The organism is Oleiharenicola lentus, assembly GCF_004118375.1.
Taxonomy (GTDB): domain Bacteria; phylum Verrucomicrobiota; class Verrucomicrobiia; order Opitutales; family Opitutaceae; genus Lacunisphaera; species Lacunisphaera lenta.
In genome coordinates, this window is the sequence record NZ_SDHX01000001.1 from 712,423 (window position 1) to 732,106 (window position 19,684).

The 19,684-nt window shown below is 67.3% G+C and carries 11 protein-coding genes; 5 read left to right on the top strand and 6 right to left on the bottom strand.

The window, feature by feature from the left end; genetic code table 11:
• Positions 1 to 23 precede the first annotated feature (23 nt).
• A complete protein-coding gene (locus tag ESB00_RS02925; RefSeq protein ID WP_129046229.1) occupies positions 24 to 794 on the top strand; it encodes a ThuA domain-containing protein in 771 nt (256 codons plus the stop codon).
• A 100-nt stretch (positions 795 to 894) separates the two neighbouring features.
• Here ESB00_RS02925 and ESB00_RS02930 read toward each other — a convergent pair whose 3' ends face one another.
• Entirely contained in the window at positions 895 to 1,881 is a 987-nt protein-coding gene (locus tag ESB00_RS02930; RefSeq protein ID WP_129046230.1) for a S1C family serine protease, read from the bottom strand.
• Positions 1,882 to 1,996: 115 nt separating this feature from the next.
• Here ESB00_RS02930 and ESB00_RS02935 point away from each other — a divergent pair, with 115 nt between their 5' ends.
• Together ESB00_RS02935 and ESB00_RS02940 are read left to right on the top strand one after the other, a co-directional pair.
• Positions 1,997 to 3,652: an alkaline phosphatase family protein gene (locus ESB00_RS02935; protein ID WP_129046231.1), complete on the top strand. Its 1,656-nt coding sequence runs from the start codon at positions 1,997 to 1,999 to the stop codon at positions 3,650 to 3,652.
• 82 nt (positions 3,653 to 3,734) lie between these two features.
• Positions 3,735 to 4,343 carry a flavin reductase family protein gene (locus tag ESB00_RS02940; RefSeq protein ID WP_129046232.1) on the top strand — a complete coding sequence of 203 codons (609 nt, stop codon included), beginning with the start codon at positions 3,735 to 3,737 and terminating at the stop codon, positions 4,341 to 4,343.
• A 126-nt stretch (positions 4,344 to 4,469) separates the two neighbouring features.
• Here ESB00_RS02940 and ESB00_RS02945 read toward each other — a convergent pair whose 3' ends face one another.
• The 5 genes from ESB00_RS02945 to ESB00_RS02965 form a co-directional block, all read right to left on the bottom strand.
• The gene (locus ESB00_RS02945) at positions 4,470 to 5,393 is read right to left on the bottom strand and encodes a response regulator transcription factor (RefSeq protein WP_129046233.1); all 924 of its coding nucleotides are present in this window, start codon (positions 5,391 to 5,393) and stop codon (positions 4,470 to 4,472) included.
• On the bottom strand, positions 5,390 to 9,199 hold the full coding sequence (locus ESB00_RS02950; protein WP_129046234.1) for a hybrid sensor histidine kinase/response regulator: 3,810 nt from the start codon (positions 9,197 to 9,199) through the stop codon (positions 5,390 to 5,392). Before ESB00_RS02950 ends, ESB00_RS02945 begins: the two co-directional genes overlap by 4 nt.
• A gap of 71 nt (positions 9,200 to 9,270) precedes the next feature.
• Complete coding sequence (locus ESB00_RS02955) at positions 9,271 to 11,271, bottom strand: DUF3999 family protein (RefSeq protein ID WP_129046235.1); 2,001 nt, start codon at positions 11,269 to 11,271, stop codon at positions 9,271 to 9,273.
• Positions 11,243 to 14,326, bottom strand: coding sequence for a DUF2339 domain-containing protein (locus tag ESB00_RS02960; RefSeq protein WP_129046236.1), 3,084 nt, complete (start codon positions 14,324 to 14,326; stop codon positions 11,243 to 11,245). Before ESB00_RS02960 ends, ESB00_RS02955 begins: the two co-directional genes overlap by 29 nt.
• Positions 14,327 to 14,559: 233 nt before the next feature.
• A complete protein-coding gene (locus ESB00_RS02965; RefSeq protein ID WP_129046237.1) occupies positions 14,560 to 17,964 on the bottom strand; it encodes a PVC-type heme-binding CxxCH protein in 3,405 nt (1,134 codons plus the stop codon).
• A 104-nt stretch (positions 17,965 to 18,068) separates the two neighbouring features.
• Between ESB00_RS02965 and ESB00_RS02970 the strand changes: the two genes are divergently transcribed.
• Together ESB00_RS02970 and ESB00_RS02975 are read left to right on the top strand one after the other, a co-directional pair.
• Positions 18,069 to 19,046 carry a D-2-hydroxyacid dehydrogenase gene (locus ESB00_RS02970; RefSeq protein ID WP_129046238.1) on the top strand — a complete coding sequence of 326 codons (978 nt, stop codon included), beginning with the start codon at positions 18,069 to 18,071 and terminating at the stop codon, positions 19,044 to 19,046.
• 195 nt (positions 19,047 to 19,241) lie between these two features.
• Positions 19,242 to 19,589, top strand: coding sequence for a hypothetical protein (locus ESB00_RS02975; protein ID WP_179954371.1), 348 nt, complete (start codon positions 19,242 to 19,244; stop codon positions 19,587 to 19,589).
• Positions 19,590 to 19,684: the final 95 nt, after the last annotated feature.

Genomic DNA, 19,684 nt, shown 5'->3' on the forward strand with positions numbered 1-19,684 from the left:
CCCGCTCAACCCCATCCCTCCGCATGAAGCTCCTCCGTATCCTCGTTCTCGCTGCCGTCAGTCTGGCCGCGGGTCTCGCTGCCCAAGCCGAGCAGTTCAAAGCCCTACTCTTCACCAAGACCGCCGGCTGGCACCACGACTCCATCAACGCCGGCGTCGATGCCATCCAGGCCCTCGGCAAGCTGCATGACTTCGACGTGTTCTGGACCGCTGACGCCAACCGCGTCTTCAACGACAAGGAACTCGCGAAATACAAGGTGGTGATCTTCCTCTGCACGACGGGCGACGCGCTCAACGACGATCAGCAGGCCGCCTTCGAACGCTACATCAAGGCTGGCGGCGGCTTCGTGGGCATCCACAGCGCCTCCGACACGGAATACGACTGGCCGTGGTATCGGAAGATGGTTGGTTACATGTTCCACATCCACCCGGCGGTGCAAACGGGCGTGCTCAAGGTGCTCGACCCGAATTTTCCCGGCATGGACCGCTTCGCCAAGCGCTTCCTCTTTACCGAGGAATGGTATGAATTCGGCGCGCCCGAGGGCAGCAAGCTGAACTTCCTCCTGGCGGTGGACGAGAAGACCTACAAGCCCTACGCCAAATGGGGCCCGAAGGAAGGCAAGGGCATGGGCGACCTGCACCCGATCAGCTGGTATCACGAATACGACGGCGGCCGCGCCTTCTACACCGCGCTCGGTCATCTGCCTGGGACCTACAGCGACGCCAACTTCATGCACCACGTTTACGGCGGCATCTACTGGGCCGCGACCGGCAACGGGTTCAAGGCCGAGTAAACTCGGCAAATCCCAAACGCCAAAGGCCCAAATGCCAAACGTGGCCGGACGCTTTGGCGTTTGTTTTTTTGGATTTGGCCTTTGCCGGGTGAGCAGACGCTCAGCTGGCTGGCATTTCCTCCGGGCGCATCGGAAACACGATGCGCTCGGTGTGACGGAGGACGGTCACATTGACCGGCCGGTCGATCAGATCGGCGGTCAGGACCTGGTGCAGGTCGGTCACCGTGCGCACGGGGTGGGTGGCGAGGGCGACGATGATGTCGCCCTCGCGCAATCCTGCCATTGCGGCCGGGTTGCCGGCGGCGAGTTGCGCCACCATCACGCCGGTGGCTTGATCGAGATGGTAAGTGCGGCTGACGGCACGCAACAACGGCACAGTCTGTCCGCCGATGCCGAGGTAACTGCGACGGATTCGGCCGTCCTTGATGAGCCAGCCGGCCACCCAGCGGGCGAGGTTGCTGGCGATGGCGAAACAGATGCCCTGTGCCGGACGGATGATCGCGGTGTTCACGCCGATGACCTCGCCGCGGGTGTTGAGCAGCGGGCCGCCGGAGTTGCCGGGATTTAGCGCCGCGTCGGTCTGGATGATATTGTCGATCATGCGCCCCGACTGTGCGCGCAAGGATCGTCCGAGCCCGCTGACGATGCCCGCCGTCACCGTTTGCTGGAAACCCATCGGGCTGCCCAGCGCGAGGGCGATCTGACCCGGGCGCACACGGTCGGAGTCGGCCAGCGGCAGGCAGGGCAGGGGCTCGCTGCTGACGCGGACAACGGCGAGGTCGGTATGCGGATCCTCGCCCACGAAGTCGGCGCGCAGGCGCCGTCCGTCGGCGAGATGGGCGACAAACTCCGTGCCGCCGTGCACGACGTGGCTGTTGGTCAGCGCGTAGCCGTCAGGGGAGAGGAAGAAGCCCGAGCCGCTGCCGCCCGACTCTTCGGCGGTGCGGCCGCGGCGGGAGCGGACTTCGAGGTGAATGACGGCGGCCCCGGCGCGGTCCACGACGGAACTGACCGCGGTGGAATAGGCGTCGAGCAGTTCCGCATCATCTTCGCGCCGGGTGATGGAATCGGAAACAGGAGTCAGCATGCGCGCAGTTTCGCCAACTTCCCCGGTTTCGCAAATGGGCCGCCCGCGGGTGACATTTTCGTGTCGGCCGGGAACCGGACCTTGCGGTGCGGGGCGGCCCGGTTAGCGTGACGGGATGTCTTTGCTCGCCCGTTTGTTTTTCGTGGTCGTCCTGTTGGTGGGCGCCGCTCGTGCGGCCGAAACGCCGCCGCGGCTGGCGGTGGTGATCGTGGTGGACCAGATGCGCGCCGACTACCTCGTGAAGTTCCGGCCGTATTTCGGCGAAGGGGGCTTCAAGCGGCTGCTCGAGGGCGGTGCCGATTACCAGGATTGCCACTACCGTTACGCCATTACCAAGACCGCCGCCGGCCACGCCACCATCCTGAGCGGGATGCATCCCGACGTGCATGGCATCATCGCCAACGATTGGGCTGATCGCACGACCTATGTCACGGGCAACGCGGTGGAGGACTCGAATTCCCCGCTGGTTGGATTGCCACCGCGCGCCGGCCGCTATGCCAACGCGACTTTTGCCGCCAAGGCCGGGCGTTCGCCGCGCAACTTCCTCGGCACGACGGTGGGCGACCGGTTGAAGGCACGCTACGGCGCCGCGGCCAGGGTCTTCGGCGTGGCGGACAAGGATCGCTCCGCCATTTTGCCCGCCGGACCCAAGGCCGACGGCGTTTATTGGACCGAGGAAGGCATCTTCGTCACTTCCACTTACTACCGGGCCGAATTGCCGGACTGGGTGAAGGACTTCAACGACCGGCAGGGTGCCGCGCAGCACTTTGGCCAGACCTGGGATCGCCTGCGCGATAAAGAACTCTACGACCGCGTGCAGGGTCCCGACGCCGCACCCGGTGAGGAAACCACGGCCGGCTTGCCCGCGACCCTCCCCAAGAAAGTGGGCACCGGGAGTGCCCCGACCAACGCCTTCTACGGCGCCTTTGACCGCACCCCTTGGAACAACGAGATGGTTGCCGCCATGGCGCTGCGTGCGCAGGAGGTCGGGCAACTGGGTTTGGATGAGGTGCCTGACCTGCTGACGATCGGTTTTTCCCAACCGGACGCCACCGGCCACGCCTATGGTCCGGACAGCCACGAGGTCATGGACACCTACTTGCGGCTGGATCGCACCCTCGCGGAGTTGTTCGCCGCCTTGGACACTCGCGTGGGTCTGGGGAAATGGGTGGTCGTGCTCACGGCCGATCATGGCGTTCCGCCGTTGCCGGAACGCGTGCAGGCGGAAAAGGGCGAGAACGCCGCCGGCCGCATCAGCGGCGGCCAACTTGACCGGCATGTGATTTCGGCGCTGGAGCAGGCCTTTGGCACCTTGGAAGCGCCGCTTTTCTGGGTGCTGCGCGACAACAGCGGCTACCACATCAACCCCAAGGCCCTGGCCGCGAAAAACCTCCCGTTCGAGCGCGTGGCCGAGGTGGTGGCCACCGCGTTGCGCACCCATCCGCAACTGGCCGCCGTTTACACCCGGCGGCAGTTGCTCTCCCGTGAGCCGCTCGACGCTTGGGGCGAGATGATGCGCCGCAGCTTCCATCCGGCCCGCAGTCCGGACGTGTTCTTCATCGAGAAACCCTTTTTCCAGATCCGCGCCCAAGGCACGACGCACGGCACGCCGCACGACTACGACACGCATGTGCCGCAGCTCTGGTATGGCGCCGGGGTGAAGCCCGGCGTGCATGGGGAGCGCGTGGGTGTGGATGATCTCGCCCCGACCCTGGCCGGGCTGCTGGGTGTCGAGCTGCCGCCGGAGGCGAAGGGGCGCAGGCTGTTCTGAAACCGCCTGCGCACATTTTGCCGTTTGCGATGATGACAGGGGATGTTTTGCGTTTTGGCGCGTGACGGCGCAACTTCCGCCCATGTTCCTCGACTTCGAGACCCTTTCCCCCCGCGACACCTACAGTTGGATGATCAACACGATCACCCCGCGCCCCATCGCGTGGGTCTCGACGATCTCCGCCACGGGCCACACCAACCTCGCACCCTTCTCCTATTTTCAGGCCGTGTGCTCGAAGCCGCCGACGCTGATGTTCAGCGGTGCGGTGAACCGGCATGGCGTGAGCAAGGACAGTGTGATCAACGTCGGCCAGGTGCCGGAGTTTGTCGTGAACCTCGTGCCCTTCGCGCTCGCGGAGTCGATGAACCTCACGGCCACGCCGCTGCCGCACGGCGAAAGCGAGTTCGAGAAGTTCGGCATCGCCGGCGCGCCGTCGTCGCGGGTGCGCCCGCCGCGGGTGGCGGCCGCCCCGGTGGCCTTCGAGTGCAAACTGGATCGCATCCTCAATTTCGGCGAAGGCCCCTCGAGTTCGAACGTCGTGTTTGGCACCATCGTCTGCGCGCACATCAGCGACACCGTGCTCGGCCCCGACGGCCAGATTGATCCGGCGAAGCTCGACACCATCGGCCGCATGGGCGGCGACAATTACGTGCGCACGCGGGACCTGTTTACCGTGGCGCGGCCGCGTTAGGCGGGGCCTGGTTAGCTGCGCTTGAGCCGGCTGCCGAAAGCGTGGCCGCGTTGTCGCTGCGCGACAACGCAACTACAGGCCAATGCGATCGGAGCGCACGCAAGCGCCCTGCCCACCAGCTTCCCATCATTCCGGCATCCGTCGCAGCTGCTCGTTGGCCAGGGCGGCGGCGGCGACGCGGTTCTCCACGCCGAGGCGTTCGAAGAGCTGTTCCACGTGTTTCTCAATCGTGCGCGGGCTGGTGCCGAGAATGATGGCGATTTCGGCGTTGGTCTTGCTCTGGGCGACCCAGTAAAGCACCTCCGCTTGGCGGGGCGTGACGCCCAGCTTGGTCAGCTCGACCGGTCCCGGCGGCGCGTGTTCCTCGATGAGGTAGAGCACGGTGAGGGAGTCGTTGCCCTGCTCGGTGAAGCGGTGGAGCAGGAGGGTGCCGGCCGTGCTCCGGTAGCGTTCGCCGGTGTTCAGTTCCGGCGGCAGAAAGCCGGGCTGGTGATGGGCGAGGTGCTTGAACAGCAGGTGCGTGGCACGAAGCGTTTGGAAAATCAGGCGGCCGTCGCGGTCGGCGATCAGCAGGGCGCGGTCGAGCGACTGGGCGAGCTGGGCCTCGGCGTCGAGCCGCAGCGCGATCTCGGCCTCGAGGCGGTCATTTTTCTGCTGCAGGGCGAGGCGCGCCGCGCGCAAGTCGAGGTGGGTGCGCACGCGGGCCAGCACCTCGGGCGGATGCACGGGCTTGCTGATGTAATCCACGGCTCCGGATTCGAGCGCCCGGACCTTCTGGGCGGGAACATCCACGGACGTGAGAAAAATGAGCGGCAGCTCACGCCACGCAGGATTCTGCTGGATGCGCTGGCAGACGGCCAGACCGTCCATTCCCGGCATGATCATGTCGAGCAGGACGAGATCCACCGGTTGCTGCGTGAGCAGCTCCAGGGCGCGCGGGCCGTTCTCGGCCACCAGCACGCGCAGGCCGGCCCCGCCCAGGGTTTCCAGCACGAGGCCGAGATTGGCCGGGGTGTCATCGACGACGAGGACGGTGGGAGGCTGGGTCATGAGGGAAGGGTGCGAAGTAGTTCGCGCACCCGCTCAACCTGATAGGCTCCCGCCAGGGTTTCAAGCCGGTCGAGCAGCGATGACGCGCCCGGATGGCGGGCACGGGCGTCGGTGATCGCGGCCCGGAGCGCGGCGATGTCGCCGGCGTCCGCCGCCGCCAGCAGGGAGGCGCGGATGTCCGCCGGCAGGGTTGCCACGCCCGGGCTTGCGGCCTGGGTGGCGGGAACGCGCCATTTCAGGCCGAGCAGGCGGGTGAGTTGCTCGAGTAGCTGGGTTTCGGTGAAGGGTTTCGGGAGAAAATCGTTGGAGCCGGCCGCGACCGCCGCCGAGGCGTCGAAGGTGAGCACCGAGGCGGAGGTGAGCACGACGGGCAGTTGCGCCGTGGCCGAGCGGGCGCGCAGGCGGCGCGTAAGCTCCAACCCATCCAGGCCGGGCAGCTTGACGTCCAGATAGGCCAGATCCGGCGCGGGTTGGTTGTCCAGCGCGGCCAACGCCGCCTCGGCTGACTCAAAAAGGACGCACTCAAAGCCGAGCGGCGAGAGCAGGTCGGCCAGCACGGTGCGGTTGACTTCGTTGTCATCCACGATCAGCACGCGCCGGCGCGGGCCTTCGTAGCCGCCCGCGCCGAGCGGGTGGCGGCTGGCCGCGGTCGGGGCTGAGGTCATGGGCAGCGCCAGTGCGAAATGGAAGGTGCTGCCGCGGCCGGCCTCGCTGCCGACCTGCAGTTCACCGCCGAGCAGTTCGACGAGCCGCTTGGTGATGACCAGGCCCAGGCCGGTGCCGGCTTCGCCGGCGGGGCGCGTGGCGGCCTGCTCAAAGGGTTGGAAGAGGCGTTGGCGGTCTTCGGGGGTCAGGCCCACGCCGGTGTCGGTGATGGCGAAGCGCCAGTGTTCGCCGACGGCCTCGATCTCCAGCGTCACGCCGCCACGGCGCGTGAACTTCACGGCATTGGAAAGCAGGTTGTCGAGCACCTGGCGGAGTTTCTGCGGGTCGCCGGTTACGAACTCCGGCGGCGCATCGGGTAGGCGCAGCGAGAAGGCGAGGCCCTTGGTGTGGGCGGCGGCTTCGTGGGCGGTGGCGAGTTCGCGCAGGAGCTGGCCGAGGTGGAACGGGGCGTCGTGCCGTTCGATCTTGCCGGCCTCGATCTTGGAGAAGTCGAGCACCTCGTTGATCAGGCGCAGGAGGTGCTGGCCGCTGTTCTGCACGATGCCGACGCGTTCGCGCTGCGCGCCGGTGACGGCGGGGTCGCGCAGCAGCACCTGCGAGTAGCCGATGATGCCGTTGAGCGGCGTGCGCAGCTCGTGGCTCATGTGCGCGAGGAAGACGCTCTTCGCGCGGTTGGCCGACTCGGCCTGGTCGCGCGCCACGGCCAGCTCGGCGGTGCGGGCCTCGACAAGTTTCTCCAACCGGCGCTGTTCGCGGCGGGCCGCGCCGAGCCGCCAGCGGATGTAGCCGACGACGAGGGCCAGCCCAAGCGCCACGTAGCCGGCCTGAGCCGCGGGGGAGCGGTGCCACGGCGGTGCCACGGCAAAGGTCAGCCGTGCGGTCTCGCTCACCGCTCCGGTGGCGTCGATGGCACGCGCTTCAAACGTGAAGGGTCCGCCTTCCAGGTTGGTGTAGGTGGCGCTGGCCGTCGTCGACGGGTCCGACCAATGGTCGCTGTAGCCGAGCAATCGCGTCTGGTAGCGCAGGCCGTCCAGTGCGCCCAGACGCGGGGCACCGAGGGAGAAGATGATGGGCTCGCGGGAGTAGTGCAGGCGCAGCGTCGTGTGGTCGCCGGCGGGCAAGGCCTGGCGGCGACCCTCGGCATTGACGCTGCGGATCAAAGTCGTCCAAGCGGCGGCGGGCCGCGCGGGGGCGCTCAGGTCGATCCGCACGGTGTTGTTGTAGCCGCGGGCCCAGAGCACGTCGCCCGTGTCGGTCTTCTCCACCCAGAGCACGGCGGCGCCGCCGAAACCCACCTCCTGCAGGGCTTCGGGAGCGGCACTTTTCCAGACGTGGCCTCCGGCCGGTCCCGGTGTGAAACGCCCCAGAGGCGAGGTGGCGACCAGTGAGGTGCCCTGGAAGGCGGAAGCCCAGGTGTCGTGTTGGCTCACGGCGCTGGGCACCAGCATCAGGGCCGGGGCTTCCGGTGTGACGTAGCGGTCCTCGGGGCGGAAGCTTTTGGAGGCCTTGTCGAAGCGACGCGCGCCCTTGTCGGTGAAGAACACCGTGCCGGCGTGGCCGGGCGATACGTTGGTCCACACGATGCCATCCGGCAGACCGTGGCCGCGGTGGTATTGCTCGAAGATTGCGGACTGCCAGTAGGTGACGGACTCGGCGGCTGGCACGCGCCAGAAACCGCGGCTGTAGGTGGCCAGCCAGAGGGTGTCGTCGGCGTCCAGTTCGATGCTGTGGGCATCGCCCAGATCGAGTCGTTCGCCGATTTTCAGCCAGCGGCCGTCCCGGTTTTCAATCACGGTGAGTCCGTTGCCCCCGGCGAGGTAGAATCGGCCGGGGTGCCGCCGGGACGGAGTCATGGCGTAGGTGTTGCTCGTCGGGGTGGGCACGACCATTTCATCGCCAGTCGCATTGATCCGGAAAAGGCCGGGGTGGGAGCTAACGACCAGGTCTCCTCCGTGCGAGATGATTGCGAAGATGTTCGCGATGTTCGCGTTGATTCGTTCGAAACGGGCGCCCCGTCCGTCCGTCGTGGCCGGTTCCATGCGGTAGAGTCCGTCGAAAGTGCCGGCATACAGCCGGCCCTCGTGCCGGCCCCAACCGTCGATCGTCCCGGGGGTGGGGCCGTTGGTGGCATCGAAGACGGTGACATTGCTGTCGAGGGCGAGCCGGGCCGCGCCGGAGTTGTAGCCGAGCCAGAGGCCGCCTTCGTGGTCCTCCGTCAGACTGAGAATTGCATTGTCGGCGAGGCCCGTGCCGCGGTCGAGGTGACGCATCCTCCGGAGATCGGCGGAAAACAGAAACAGGCCGCGCCCGCTGGTGGCGACCGCGACCGAGCCGTCGGCCAGGCTGAGCGCGTTCATCACCCGGGTGGTACGCAGCACTTCGTCGAGCAGGCCGGTGAACCGTTCCATCCCCCCGGTGGCTGGATCCATGAGGAACGCCCCCGTGCCGGTGCCGCAGAAAAGCACGCGGCCGTCGCGCAACTGGGCGAAGGCCACCCGGGTGCTGTCCTTTATCTCGGGCGCAACGCTGAACGGGATCAAAGCGGAGGGTCCAAGACGGAAAAGGCCATGACCGGTCAGATGCACGAGCGGCTCCTTTCCGACCTGATGCACGGTGGTCCGCGTGTCGGGGGAGGTTGACCAATAGGCGATGGAGTCGTTTGCGCCGACGCGCAGCACGCCCCGCGCACTCGTGAAATAGACCTGGCTGCCGAGCCGCAGCACCCGGAGGGTTCGCCCCCAGGGCGCCGCATCCGCTGGCAGCTTTGCGCGCAAAGACCGGTAGGCCAGGCCACCCGCCGGGGCGGATTCAAAGTAACCGATCTCATCGTTGCCGCCCGCCCAGATCCGCCCGTCAGGCGTCGTCACCAGTTCATAGACCTGCGCCGAAGGCATGGGATAATGCGTCCAGCGCGCCCCGTCGAAACCGGTAATGCCTTCCTGGGTCGAGAAGTAGATGATGCGGTCGGTGCCCTGCGTGATGCCGTAAACCTGCGGGTGACCGCGATACTCGGTGGGTCGGAAATCCCGGATCGAAGGCCGGCCGCTTTCAGGATGAAAAATCCCGGGCTCGGCCTGCGTCATCCCGGTCAGCAAATGCCCGGCCAGACAGAGCAGGGGCAGGGCTTGGCGGGGTGACATCGCAGATTTTTATGAAGCGCGGGGGACGTCGGTCAAATCCTCATCGGCGTCCCGCCGCCTCGGCCTCCGTCTTATTTTGATGCTTCGGCCTTGGGCAGCAGGCGGGCGACCACCACGAGCAGCACGACGACGACCAGCGAGAGCGCGCCCCAAAACAGGTATCCGCCCTTGAGGTGCCGCAGGGCACCGCGGGCGAATCCCGCGGGCGCGGCTTCCTCGGCGCCGAGGCGGGCGGAGTGCCGGTCGGCGGTGAGCAGCTGCGGGGCGACCAGGCTCAGGTCGTAGCGGGGGGCCGCGGTGTGGTCGTTGCCGTAGAGGAGTTCGTAGCCGTCGGTCTCGGCCGTCTTGAACACGAGCCGCACGACGGCGTGCTCGGCCTTCACGCCGGCGAGTTCGACGGGCGGGTTGTCGCCGTTGTCCGTTTCCAGGAAGAGAGTGTCGGTCTGGAGCCGATTGCTGAGCTCGAACACCCGGGTCCGCGGCGAGCCCGCCTCGGGCGTGCGACTCCACTCGCCGCTGGCGAGCGTGTGCTCATAGGAGCGGCCGTCGCCGGCAGTGACTTTTTCGTAGAGCCGGAACTGGCGCTGAAAAAGGGGGGTGTCGGAGGTGAGCGCGAGACGGAGGAGCGGCAAGCCCGCGTGCGGAAGCTTGAGGCGCCAGGTGCTGACGGAAGGACGCCGGGTGTCCGGTGCCGTCTCGGGCGCAAGCGTGAGCGAGCGGGCGAGTTTGGTGCGTTCGAGGAGGTAGGGAATCTGGTTCTCCGCGCGCACGAGGCGGAGGTCGGCGAAGTCGTGACGGGCACCGGCCAGCGTCGCGGCATCGAGCTCGAGTTCCTGCACGCCCGCGGCGGCGAGTTGCACGGGCTTGCGGCGGGTCCAGCCGTCGGGATCCAGCGGTGCCCCGGTAAGCGGCACGTCGGGCAGCGGAGGCTCGGCCAGCGAAGCGCGGGGTTGGTAATTAGTGGTGTCCTGCAGCGGACCCGGCGCAACGATTGTGGCCGTGGCCGCCTGCAGGTCGCCGACGAGCGCGGCCAGATCATAGCGCGGGGCCTTGGCCTGCGGGTTGCCCGCCAACAACGTGTAGCTCCCGGCACTCGGAGCGAGAAAGCGCAGGCCGGCGGGTTCGCGCTTCACGCGCAGCCCATTCACCGCCAAGGGCGGCGAGTCACCGTTGTGGATATGCACGAGAAGCTCACGGGAGAGCGGTTGATGAGAGAAATTCAGCTCCAGCTGCGCCCGGGGTTTCGCTCCGTCCAGGGCGACGCGATAGAGCGTGCCACTGCCGACGATGCGTTCGCCGGGCACCAGGTCGCGCACATCACGGACCGCCACGGTGACACGCCGCATAAAAAGGGGCTCGGGCGTGTCCAGTTCCAGCGCGGTGAGCGGTGCATGCTTTCCGTCCAGGGTGACCGTCAGCACCGTTTCTCCGGCAAACTCCTGGCGCCCCGTGATGCGGGCTCCCACCGGCAGCGCTGAGACCGGCTCAGCCGCCGCGAAATGGAGCGATGCTCCGGTGAACGGCACCGTGACACCCTGCACGGTAATCCGGATCCAGGCGGCCGGCCGATGGTTCAGCGTGATGGCCAGGCGCTCGGCGCCCCACTGGCGGAACAGCGGCACGCCTTCATCCACGCTGGTCCAGCTATCCCGGTCGGAAGAAATTTCGATTTTGGCGGCACGCAGGAAGTGCGGGTGCGGCGTCTCGAGTGTTATCGCGGCCAGGCCGATGTTTTCCGTGCCAGTGCCAAGCAGCAGCACGGTGTTGCCGTTTTCCAGCCGCGCCTCGAAGGAGGCCGGGCGCGTGGTGTGGGCCGGCGGCGTGGAGGGAGTGTCAACCAGCAGGGCGATTTCACGTCCATCCGGATCCAGCAGGCGGAGGTCGGCCAGGTCGGGTCGGGCCGCGTCGAAGGTAGCGTCGGGCAGTTCCACGCGGATGACCCCGGGCGTGGAGACATTGATTTCCTGCCGGTGTCGCCACTCGGTGGGCACGATCGCGGCGAAGGCGGAGACCGCGCGGGTGAGCGTGCCCAGCACGATGGCATTACGAAGCGGGCGGAGAAGTTTTTTCATGGGCAGGGAGGAACCGCTGGTAGGCGAAGGAGGCGAGGATCGCGATGATGGCCACCCCCATGAGCGCTCCGACGCGGTAGAGGGCTTGGAGGCGGGCGAGGTCGTGGAGGAAGAGCTTGGCCAGGGCGACGCCGAGCAGCGCGATGGCGGCGTAGCGGGCGGCCTTCTGCGCCTTCCAAATGCCGGCGCCGAGCAGACCGAGGGCAAACAGCGCCCACGCGATGGTGTAGGTCATGTCGCGGGCGAAGCTGCCGCGGAACTTGAAGGTGAGGGTGGTCGCGCCCGGGGCCGTGAAGAAGTCGGCGATCTGGATGTTAAGCAGCAGAAACGCGAGGATGACACCGAGCGTGTTGAGCAGGGGAGGCGAGTTGATTCCCAACGTGCGCTCGCGGGGCGGGGCGAGGAGCTTGGCGCCGATGAACAGCGCGGCAATGACCACGCCGTAGGCGTAGAGATACCAGTTGAGAATCGGGATATCGCCGCGCACGTGGTAGGAGAAGACCGCGCTGTTGCCTGTCAGGCGCACGAAGGCGACGACCAGCAGCATGACGCCCGTGGCGCGCAGGCCCGGATGCGGCACGCGGTGGAAGAGCCAGAGCAACGCCGCGCCTTCCAGCGCCCAGCCAATGGTAAGTTTTTCATGACCGAACTGGAGCGGGAAGATGAGCGTGATAAAGAACAGGGCGGCGCCGCCGAACCAGGCGAGCTGGTTGAGGCGCGTCGGCTCGCTCGCGGGCACGGTTTTCAGGATGCCGACGAGGCTCAGCAGCGGCGGCACCGCGAACAGCGCCGGGAGCAGGCCCATGAACTCGTTGGGTGACGCCGCTGCGATCAACCGGTGGACAAGTGGGAAATGCAAGATGCCTGCCAAGGCGGCCGTGGCCCAAGGGCCGGTGCGATCGGCGAACGTTTTCTGGAAGGCAAACGGGTAGGCGGCGAAGATCGCGTAAAAACCGAAATACCAGAACAGCGGCAGCGCCGGCGCCTCGGTGCTGAAGTGGCGTGTGTGCCAAGCGAATTCCAGCCCGACCACGCCAGCCAGCGCGCACAAAGGCAGCCAGTCCACGCGCAGCAGTTTCGCAAGGCCGAGCGTCAGCACCACGAGCAGCAGCGCCAGGCCGAAGATCATCGACGGGTCGGGCACCGCCAGTCGGGCGGTGGCCATGATCAGCAGCAGGAAGGGCAGCAAGGAGGAGAAGGCCGGCAGTTGCGCCCGGACATCGCCGAAGAGCCCGTTGGTTTCCCCGGCCGGCAGCCGGTCGCCGAGTTTGCGCACCAGCCAGAAACCCGCGGCAAAGAAGAACACGGAGAAACCGCCGATGGCCAGCAGCAGCGGGAACGGCAGGCCGAGATCGGCCGGCACCCGGAACAGGCAGAACCCGGTGGCGATGAGCGTGAGCACCAGCACCGCGACGACCGAAGCCAGCGAAGCCGTGGCCACCGCCAGGCCGATGGCAATCAGGTCCACGAGGAGGATGGCGGGCCAGATCAGGAATGACACCTCGTCGAGTTTCCAGATGGGCAACAACAGCAGCAGCAGGGTGAGCGGGGCGAACAGCTGGCTCCACCACGAGGCCCCGGCCGCGGGGCGCGCACGCTCCAGCCAGAGCGGGAACACCGTGTGCAGCCCCGCGAAGACCAGATAAAACGCCAGCGCCCACGGCAGATTAGCGTCTGTCAGATGCACCCCCGTCCACGCGCTGAGCAGTACGAACGCCGTCAGGCCGGCAAGAATGTGGATGCGTGGGAGTAATTCGTGGCGCCAGGCCAGCGCCAGCAGCGCTGCGTCGAGCATCAACACATATACCAGGTAACGCGGTGCTGCACTGGCCAGTGATCCGTAGGGAAGAAAGACAAAGGCGAAGCCGAAACCCACGAAGGGCAGAGCTGCGGCGGTGAGCGAGAAGGCCCGGGAGGAGAGCTCGCGTCGCCGGGCCCATGCAGCGGCGGCGAGGTAGAGCGCGCTGAAGCTAAGACACACCACCATGGCGACGGGCACCTTGCCGGCGTTGAGAAACTTGGCCGCCCAGCCGATCATCATGAGCACGGTGCCGCCCGCGCTGAGCGGCACGAGGTGGCGCCAGCCGGTGCGCAGGGCCACGGCCACCAGGCCGAGGTCGAGCAGCGCGAGGTAGCCGAAGAGCCCGCCGGGGTTGTCCACGCCGGTCGAGAGCAGGATCGGGGTGAGGAAGCCGCCGAGCAGGCCGAGGATGGCCACCACCTGTGCTGGCAGCCTCACGGCCAGCACGAAGGCCGTGGCGGTGATCAGCACCATCAGCAGGAAGGTCGGAACCGTGCCGAAGAACGCGAACTTGTAGACGGAGTTGCACGCGAAGGTCACCGCGTAGAGCGAGACGACACCTGCAGCGACCATGCTCTGGGCCGGGGCGGTGTAGCCTTTGCGGACGAGCCTGATTCCGCCGACGATCAGGCCTGTTCCGGTGAGAAAGCCCATCGACACGCGAACTTCTGCGGGCACGAGCCCCGTCTCGAAGGAGTATTTGACGAAGAAAGCGACGCCGAGAAAAAGCGCCAGACCGCCTAGCCAGGCGAAGAGTTTTGCGCCCATGAACAATTCCCAGTTGAAGGCGGGCTTTTCGTAGGCGGACTCGGGGGCAGTTTGCGTGTAGCCAGAATCGCTGACCTTGGGACCGGCCTCCGTGAGGCCGGCTACAACCGGCGGCAGCGGTGGCGGCTCGGCCACGGGTGCAGGCGATGCTGCGGGACTGGGCGTGACTGAAGTGATGACCGGGGGTGAGACCGGCTCGATTGGGGCCGGCGGCGGAGTCGGCATGCTCGGCGGGGTCACGACCACGGGTGGCGGAGTAACGACCACGGGTTGGACCACCGATGCAGGCGGCGTGGCAGGCTTCGCGCTCACTCCTTGACGCTGCTTGATCTGCAGCTCCTTGAGCTCGGCATCGAGGTAACTGAGCCTTTGGCGAAGGCTCTCGATCTCTGTGTTGCTTCCTCCAATCTTGATGATCGCCCAGATGGGAAATATGATCAGGGCGACGGCGAGATAAAGCAGGAGGAGGATGAGCAGGGCTTCCATGGGAAAGGGGCGTAGAATAACCGAAGCATTCCCGGCCGGGTTAATTGAATAATCCGATGCGGGCCATTGGCCGGCACGATGGCTGGCGCGGTGCGAGACGCGAAATCATGCGTTCATCAGAATTGGCCCGTTCCTTGGCATCCAATCGCAGCGGTCCCGCGCTGGCAAGCGCGGGGTGGGGGCGCAAAAAAAGCGGGGCTGGCTGGCCCCGCCTGCAGATTGACGCAGCACAATCAGTTGTCGCCCGCCTTGCGCAGGGCCCGCAGCGGGAGCTGCTCGCGTGACTTCACCGGCTGGGTGAGGGTGGCGAGATAGGCCACGACGTCACGGATTTCGGACTTCGTGAGCACGTAGGCCACGACTTCGGGCATGCCGGAGGGGGCCGACTCGACGGACTTAACCTCGGCAGCCGGAAGGGTGACGGTGTCGTTGTCGCCGACCTTGAGCTTCAGGCCGGAGGCGTCGCGCGAGAGCAGCGTGCCGACAACACTTTCGCCATTCGTCCTGGTGACGGAAACAATCTCGAATCCTGCGGCGATCTTCGCGCTCGGCTTGATCAGGGACTCGAGAAGGTATTCGCGGGAAACGCGGGCGCCGATGCCGGCGAGGTGCGGGCCGGCGTCACCGCCGCCGCCTTCATCCACGCGGTGGCAGCGGATGCACTGGACCACCGGATTGCCGCGGACGATGCGGATGGCTTTGCGGGCGTCCCCGCCCTCAAGCGCCACGCGGTAGGGCGCGAGCGGGTCGGGGTCCTGGGCGAGCGCGGCCTCGCGGTCGGCGAGAGCCTGCTTGATGCGCGCGTCCTCGCGTTGCGCGGCCGCGTCGAGCAGGTCGAGCTGCGCCGCGGGCGCGATCTGGCCGGCCTTCAGCCGGTCGAGCTGCGCGAAGAGGATGTCATCGGCCTTCGGGTCCTTTACTTCGGCGAGCGCGCGGAAGGCGGTCTGCTGTTCGAGGGCGGTGCCACTTTCGATGAGCGCGCCCAGTCGGGTGACGGCGGAGTCGGGGTGCAGGCGGGTGACGATGGGCAGGGCGGCGAGGCGCAGCTCGGGCAGGTCGCTGGTCGCGGCCGATTCGGCGCTGGCGGCCACAAAGTCGGGGGCGAGGCTGTCGAGGCTCTTGAGCGCGGCGACGCGCACGGTGGCGGACTGGGCGCGGTCGGCGACGACGTTGGCGAGCACCTCGGCCGCGTTCTTCAGGCCGAGAGTCTTGATGGCGTCGATGGTGGCGAGTTGCACGTTGTCGGGCGTGCTGGCGCCGAAGAGCCCCGGCAGGATCGGGGTGAGTGCGGCGACGGCGACCTCGGTCGGGCGGGTCTTGTCGGCGGTCGGGCGGAAGACACCGACGACGCGGTCGCGGGCGGGCGGTTTGGGCCACAGGGCGAGCAGTTCGAGGGCTTCCTCGCGCAGGCTCGCGGCCGCACCGCTCGCGGCGAAGGAAGCTAGGGCGGCGGCGTTTTCGGGCGTGCCGAGGCGAAAGTGGGCGTTGAGGGCGCGCAGGCCGACCACTTCCTCGCGGGTCTGGCCAAGACGGGCGGCCAGCGCCGGATAAGCGGCGGCGATGGGCGCGTCGTTGATGGCGAGGGCGGCTTCCTTGGCGACATAGGCGTCTTGGTCGGCGAGGAAGGCGGTGATGGCGGGGCTCTGCTGGCGGCGCAGCGCCAGCACGGCGGCGAGACGGACGGCGGCGGAGTCGTCGGTGGCGAGGGCGGCGAGCTGCTCGGACGTGGCGCAGCCGGCGAGACCCATCACGTAGGCGTGGCGCAGGTAGGCGTCGGCGTCGTCGTTGGCGCGGACGGCGGCGAGGAGCGCGGAAACGGCTGCCGCGTGCTTCAGCTTGGCGAGCGCTTCGGCGGAATGGAAACGCACGCGGGGGGCGTCGGCGGCAAGGGCGGCGACAAGGGCGTCGGCCGACGCGGCATCGTGTAGATCACCCAGTGTTTTGGCGGCTTGGGCGCGGACTTCGGCGTCGGCATGAGTGAGCAGCGGTCGGAGAGCGGCGAGGGCGGCAGGGTCATTCCGCGCGATCTGGCCGAGGCCCCACACCGCGTGGCGGCGGGCGAGGTCGCTGGAGCCGGTGGCGGCCTGGTTGAAAAGGGCCAGTGCGGCCGTGCCGCGTTCGGCGAGCGAATACTGGGCCTCAAGGCGCACGCGCCAGTCGGGGTGGGCGAGGAGGGTGGCGAGTTCTTCGTTGGTCTTCTTCGTGAAGTTGGAGGCGATGAGCATCTTCACGGCCTTCAGCTCGGGCGAGTCAGCAAGCTTGGGATCGAAGATTGAGTAGATGCGGCCGCGCTTGGACTTGGGCCAGCCTTCGGCCCAGTCGGAGTAGTAGAGTTTACCGTCGGGACCGAAACGGACGTCGGTCGGAAGCGCGCCAAGCAGGAAGGGCGCGGCGGCCTCGACGGCGTAGCTGGCGCCGGAGGGCTTCATTTTGTAGGTGAAGATGCCGGAGTTGCTGATGGCGCCCTTGAAATGGGTGATGAAGAGCTGGCCGGCGTAGTCGGGCGTCAGGCCGGTGCCGGGATGGTAGGCGATGCCGGAGGGGCCGTCCTCAATGTTGACGAGCGGCGGGAGGAGGTAGGCGGGCTGGCCGGCGTGGCGCGGGTGCCAGAGTTTTTCGCTGTTCCAGGGGCCGGCATTGCCGCGCGGATTGAACTGGTAGCCGACGCGCCAGCCGCTGTCGCCACCCTCGACGACATGCACGAGCCGCTCTTCGTCGCCCTGGTCGGAGTCGTTGTCGCCGGTGAAAAGGTCGCCGTATTCGTTGAAAGCGAGGGACTGCGGATTGCGCAGACCGGTGGCGAACACCTCGAAGCCCGAACCGTCGGGCCAGCAGCGGAACACCGCGCCGGTGTCGGGCACATGGACGTAGGCGCCCTCCTTGTTGGTCACGGCGGTGCCGCGGTCACCGATCGAAAAGTAGATGCGGCCGTCGGGCCCAAGGGTCAGGCCGTGCAGGTCGTGGCCGGTGTAGTTGAAGCGCACGCCGAAGCCGCGCAGGACTTCCTCGCGCTTCTCGGCCTTGTCCTTGCCCGTGAGTTTCCACAGCGAGGGGATGTTGGTGAACCAGACTTCGCCGCGGTAGGGCAGCACGCCGGAGGCCACGCCGTCGAGCGGACCGCGGAAGTCCTCGGCATAGACGGAGGACTTGTCGGCCGTGCCGTCGCCGTCGGTGTCCTCGATGAGGCGCACGCGTTCAGACTCCTTGGAAAGTTCTGCGAGACCCGCCTTGCCGAAGTTGCGTTCGATGGAGGCGAGCCAGTCCTTTTGGTCGCGGTTGGCGAGGTCGTCCTCTAGCATCCACATGTAGCCGCGGATATCGAGCGTGCTGGACCCATAGCGGTAGGTCTCGGACACGAAGACGCGGCCCTGTTCGTCGAGCGCAAAGGCCACGGGGTTGGCCAGTATGGGCTCGGCGGCCCAGAGGTGGGCGGTGAGGCCGGCGGGCAGCTTCATCCGGCCGAGGGCGGCGCGGCCTTCGTCGGAGGCCGGATCGATGACCGCGGTGGTCAGGCGTTCGTCGTCGCTCAGTTTGCCGCGGGCGACGGCGGGGCCGGTGTTTTCGGCGGCGGCGAGGTTCAGGGAGAAGGTAAGGGCAGCGAGGAGGCTGACCGCGGGGCGGGAATAGCGGAGCAACATGCGAAATTCACGGTAGGCTTCCGGTTGCCGTTGGCAAGGAGGTGCATGGGGTTTTTGTGCAACTTGCGCTTGCCCGGCGGGCGGGGCGCCGCCGGGATGGAGGCATGAGCCTGACTGTCTGGACCAACCACGTTTTCCGTCCCGAAGCGCTGCCGGTGTTCGAGTCGCAGCTGCGTGCCGCCGGCCACCGGCTGATCGTGTCGCCCAAGGCCTCGCCCCTGGTGCTGGCGGCCGGGGCCGACGACCCCACGCTGGCGGAGGCGGATGTGGCTTTCGGCCAGCCGGACGTCGCCCAGGTCATGGCGTGCCCGCGGCTGAAATTCGTGGAGCTGAGTTCGGCCGGCTACACCCGTTACGACCGCGACGATCTCCGCGCCGCCATGAAAAGCCGCGGCGTGCCCGTGACCAACGCCTCGCAGGTTTTCGCCGATCCCTGCGCGCAGCACGTGCTCGGGCAGATGCTCGCGCTTGAGCGCAACCTGCTGGTCCAGTTCCGCAATCAGCAGGCCCCGCGCGAGTGGCGCTACCTGGAGGACCGTTTCACGAACGGCACGCTGACGCGACGCACCGTGCTGCTGCTCGGCTACGGCGCCATCGGCCGCCGCCTTGCGGAATTGCTGCAGCCCTTCGGCACCCAGGTCACGGCCTACCGTCGCCGCCCGCGCGGCGACGAAGGCGTGCCGGTGGTGGGCGAGGCCGCGCTGCCCGGCGCGCTCGCCGCGGCGGACCATGTCGTGAACATCCTGCCGGATTCGCCGGCCACCACCGGTTGGATGGACGCGGCGCGCTTCGCCCAGATGAAATCCGGGGCGCGTTTCTACAACATCGGGCGCGGCACCACCGTGGACCAACCGGCCCTGATGGCCGCGCTGGCCTCCGGCCACGTCGGCGCCGCCTACCTCGACGTGATGGACCCCGAGCCGCTGCCCCCGGCGCATCCGCTGTGGGACGCAAAAAACTGCTTCATCACCTGCCACATCGGCGGTGGTACGCGGGACCAGGATGAAAATCTTGCGCGGCACTTTCTCGCCAACCTCGAGGCTTTCGGGCGGGGCGGGACGTTGGTGGACAGGATCATGTAGGCGATGGCAGGGCCGCGGCCTTTTTGCGCCCCCGGGTGCGCACGACACACGCCCGACGAGATTTGGTTGGTTTACGTTATTTTCGGGGAATACCCCCGCACCTTCCGCACTCCCATAGGTCCATTCCCTTCTTGCCGCCCGCTGGCATGGTGCCGTCGCGGTGGCCTTGAAACCCAAACCCAATCCATGATCCCCATGAACAAGTCCACGCGACTCATCATCACCGCGGCCGCCATCGCCGGCCTCTATGCCGGTTCCCTCGCCGTCAAAGCCAACGCCGCCGAGTCCGGCAGCGCCGCCCCCGCCGGCGAAAAAGCCAAGGATGCCTGCAAAGGCAAAGACGGCTGCAAGGCCAAGGAAGGCAAAGACGCCTGCAAGGGGAAGGACGGTTGCAAGGCCAAGGAGGGCAAGGAGGGGTGCAAGGCGAAGGACGGCTGCAAGGGCAAGGACACCTGCAAATCCGCCGACGGCAAGGACACCTGCAAGGCCAAGGAGGCCTGCAAGAGCAAGGACGGCTGCAAGGCCGCCGACAAGAAGGGCTGAGCGCCCGGCGCGGTCCCCTTTGATTTTTCCGGAGGCCGGGCCCCGCGGCCCGGTCTCCGTTTGTTTTCCGCGACTCGCTTCCGTCACCGTTCCTG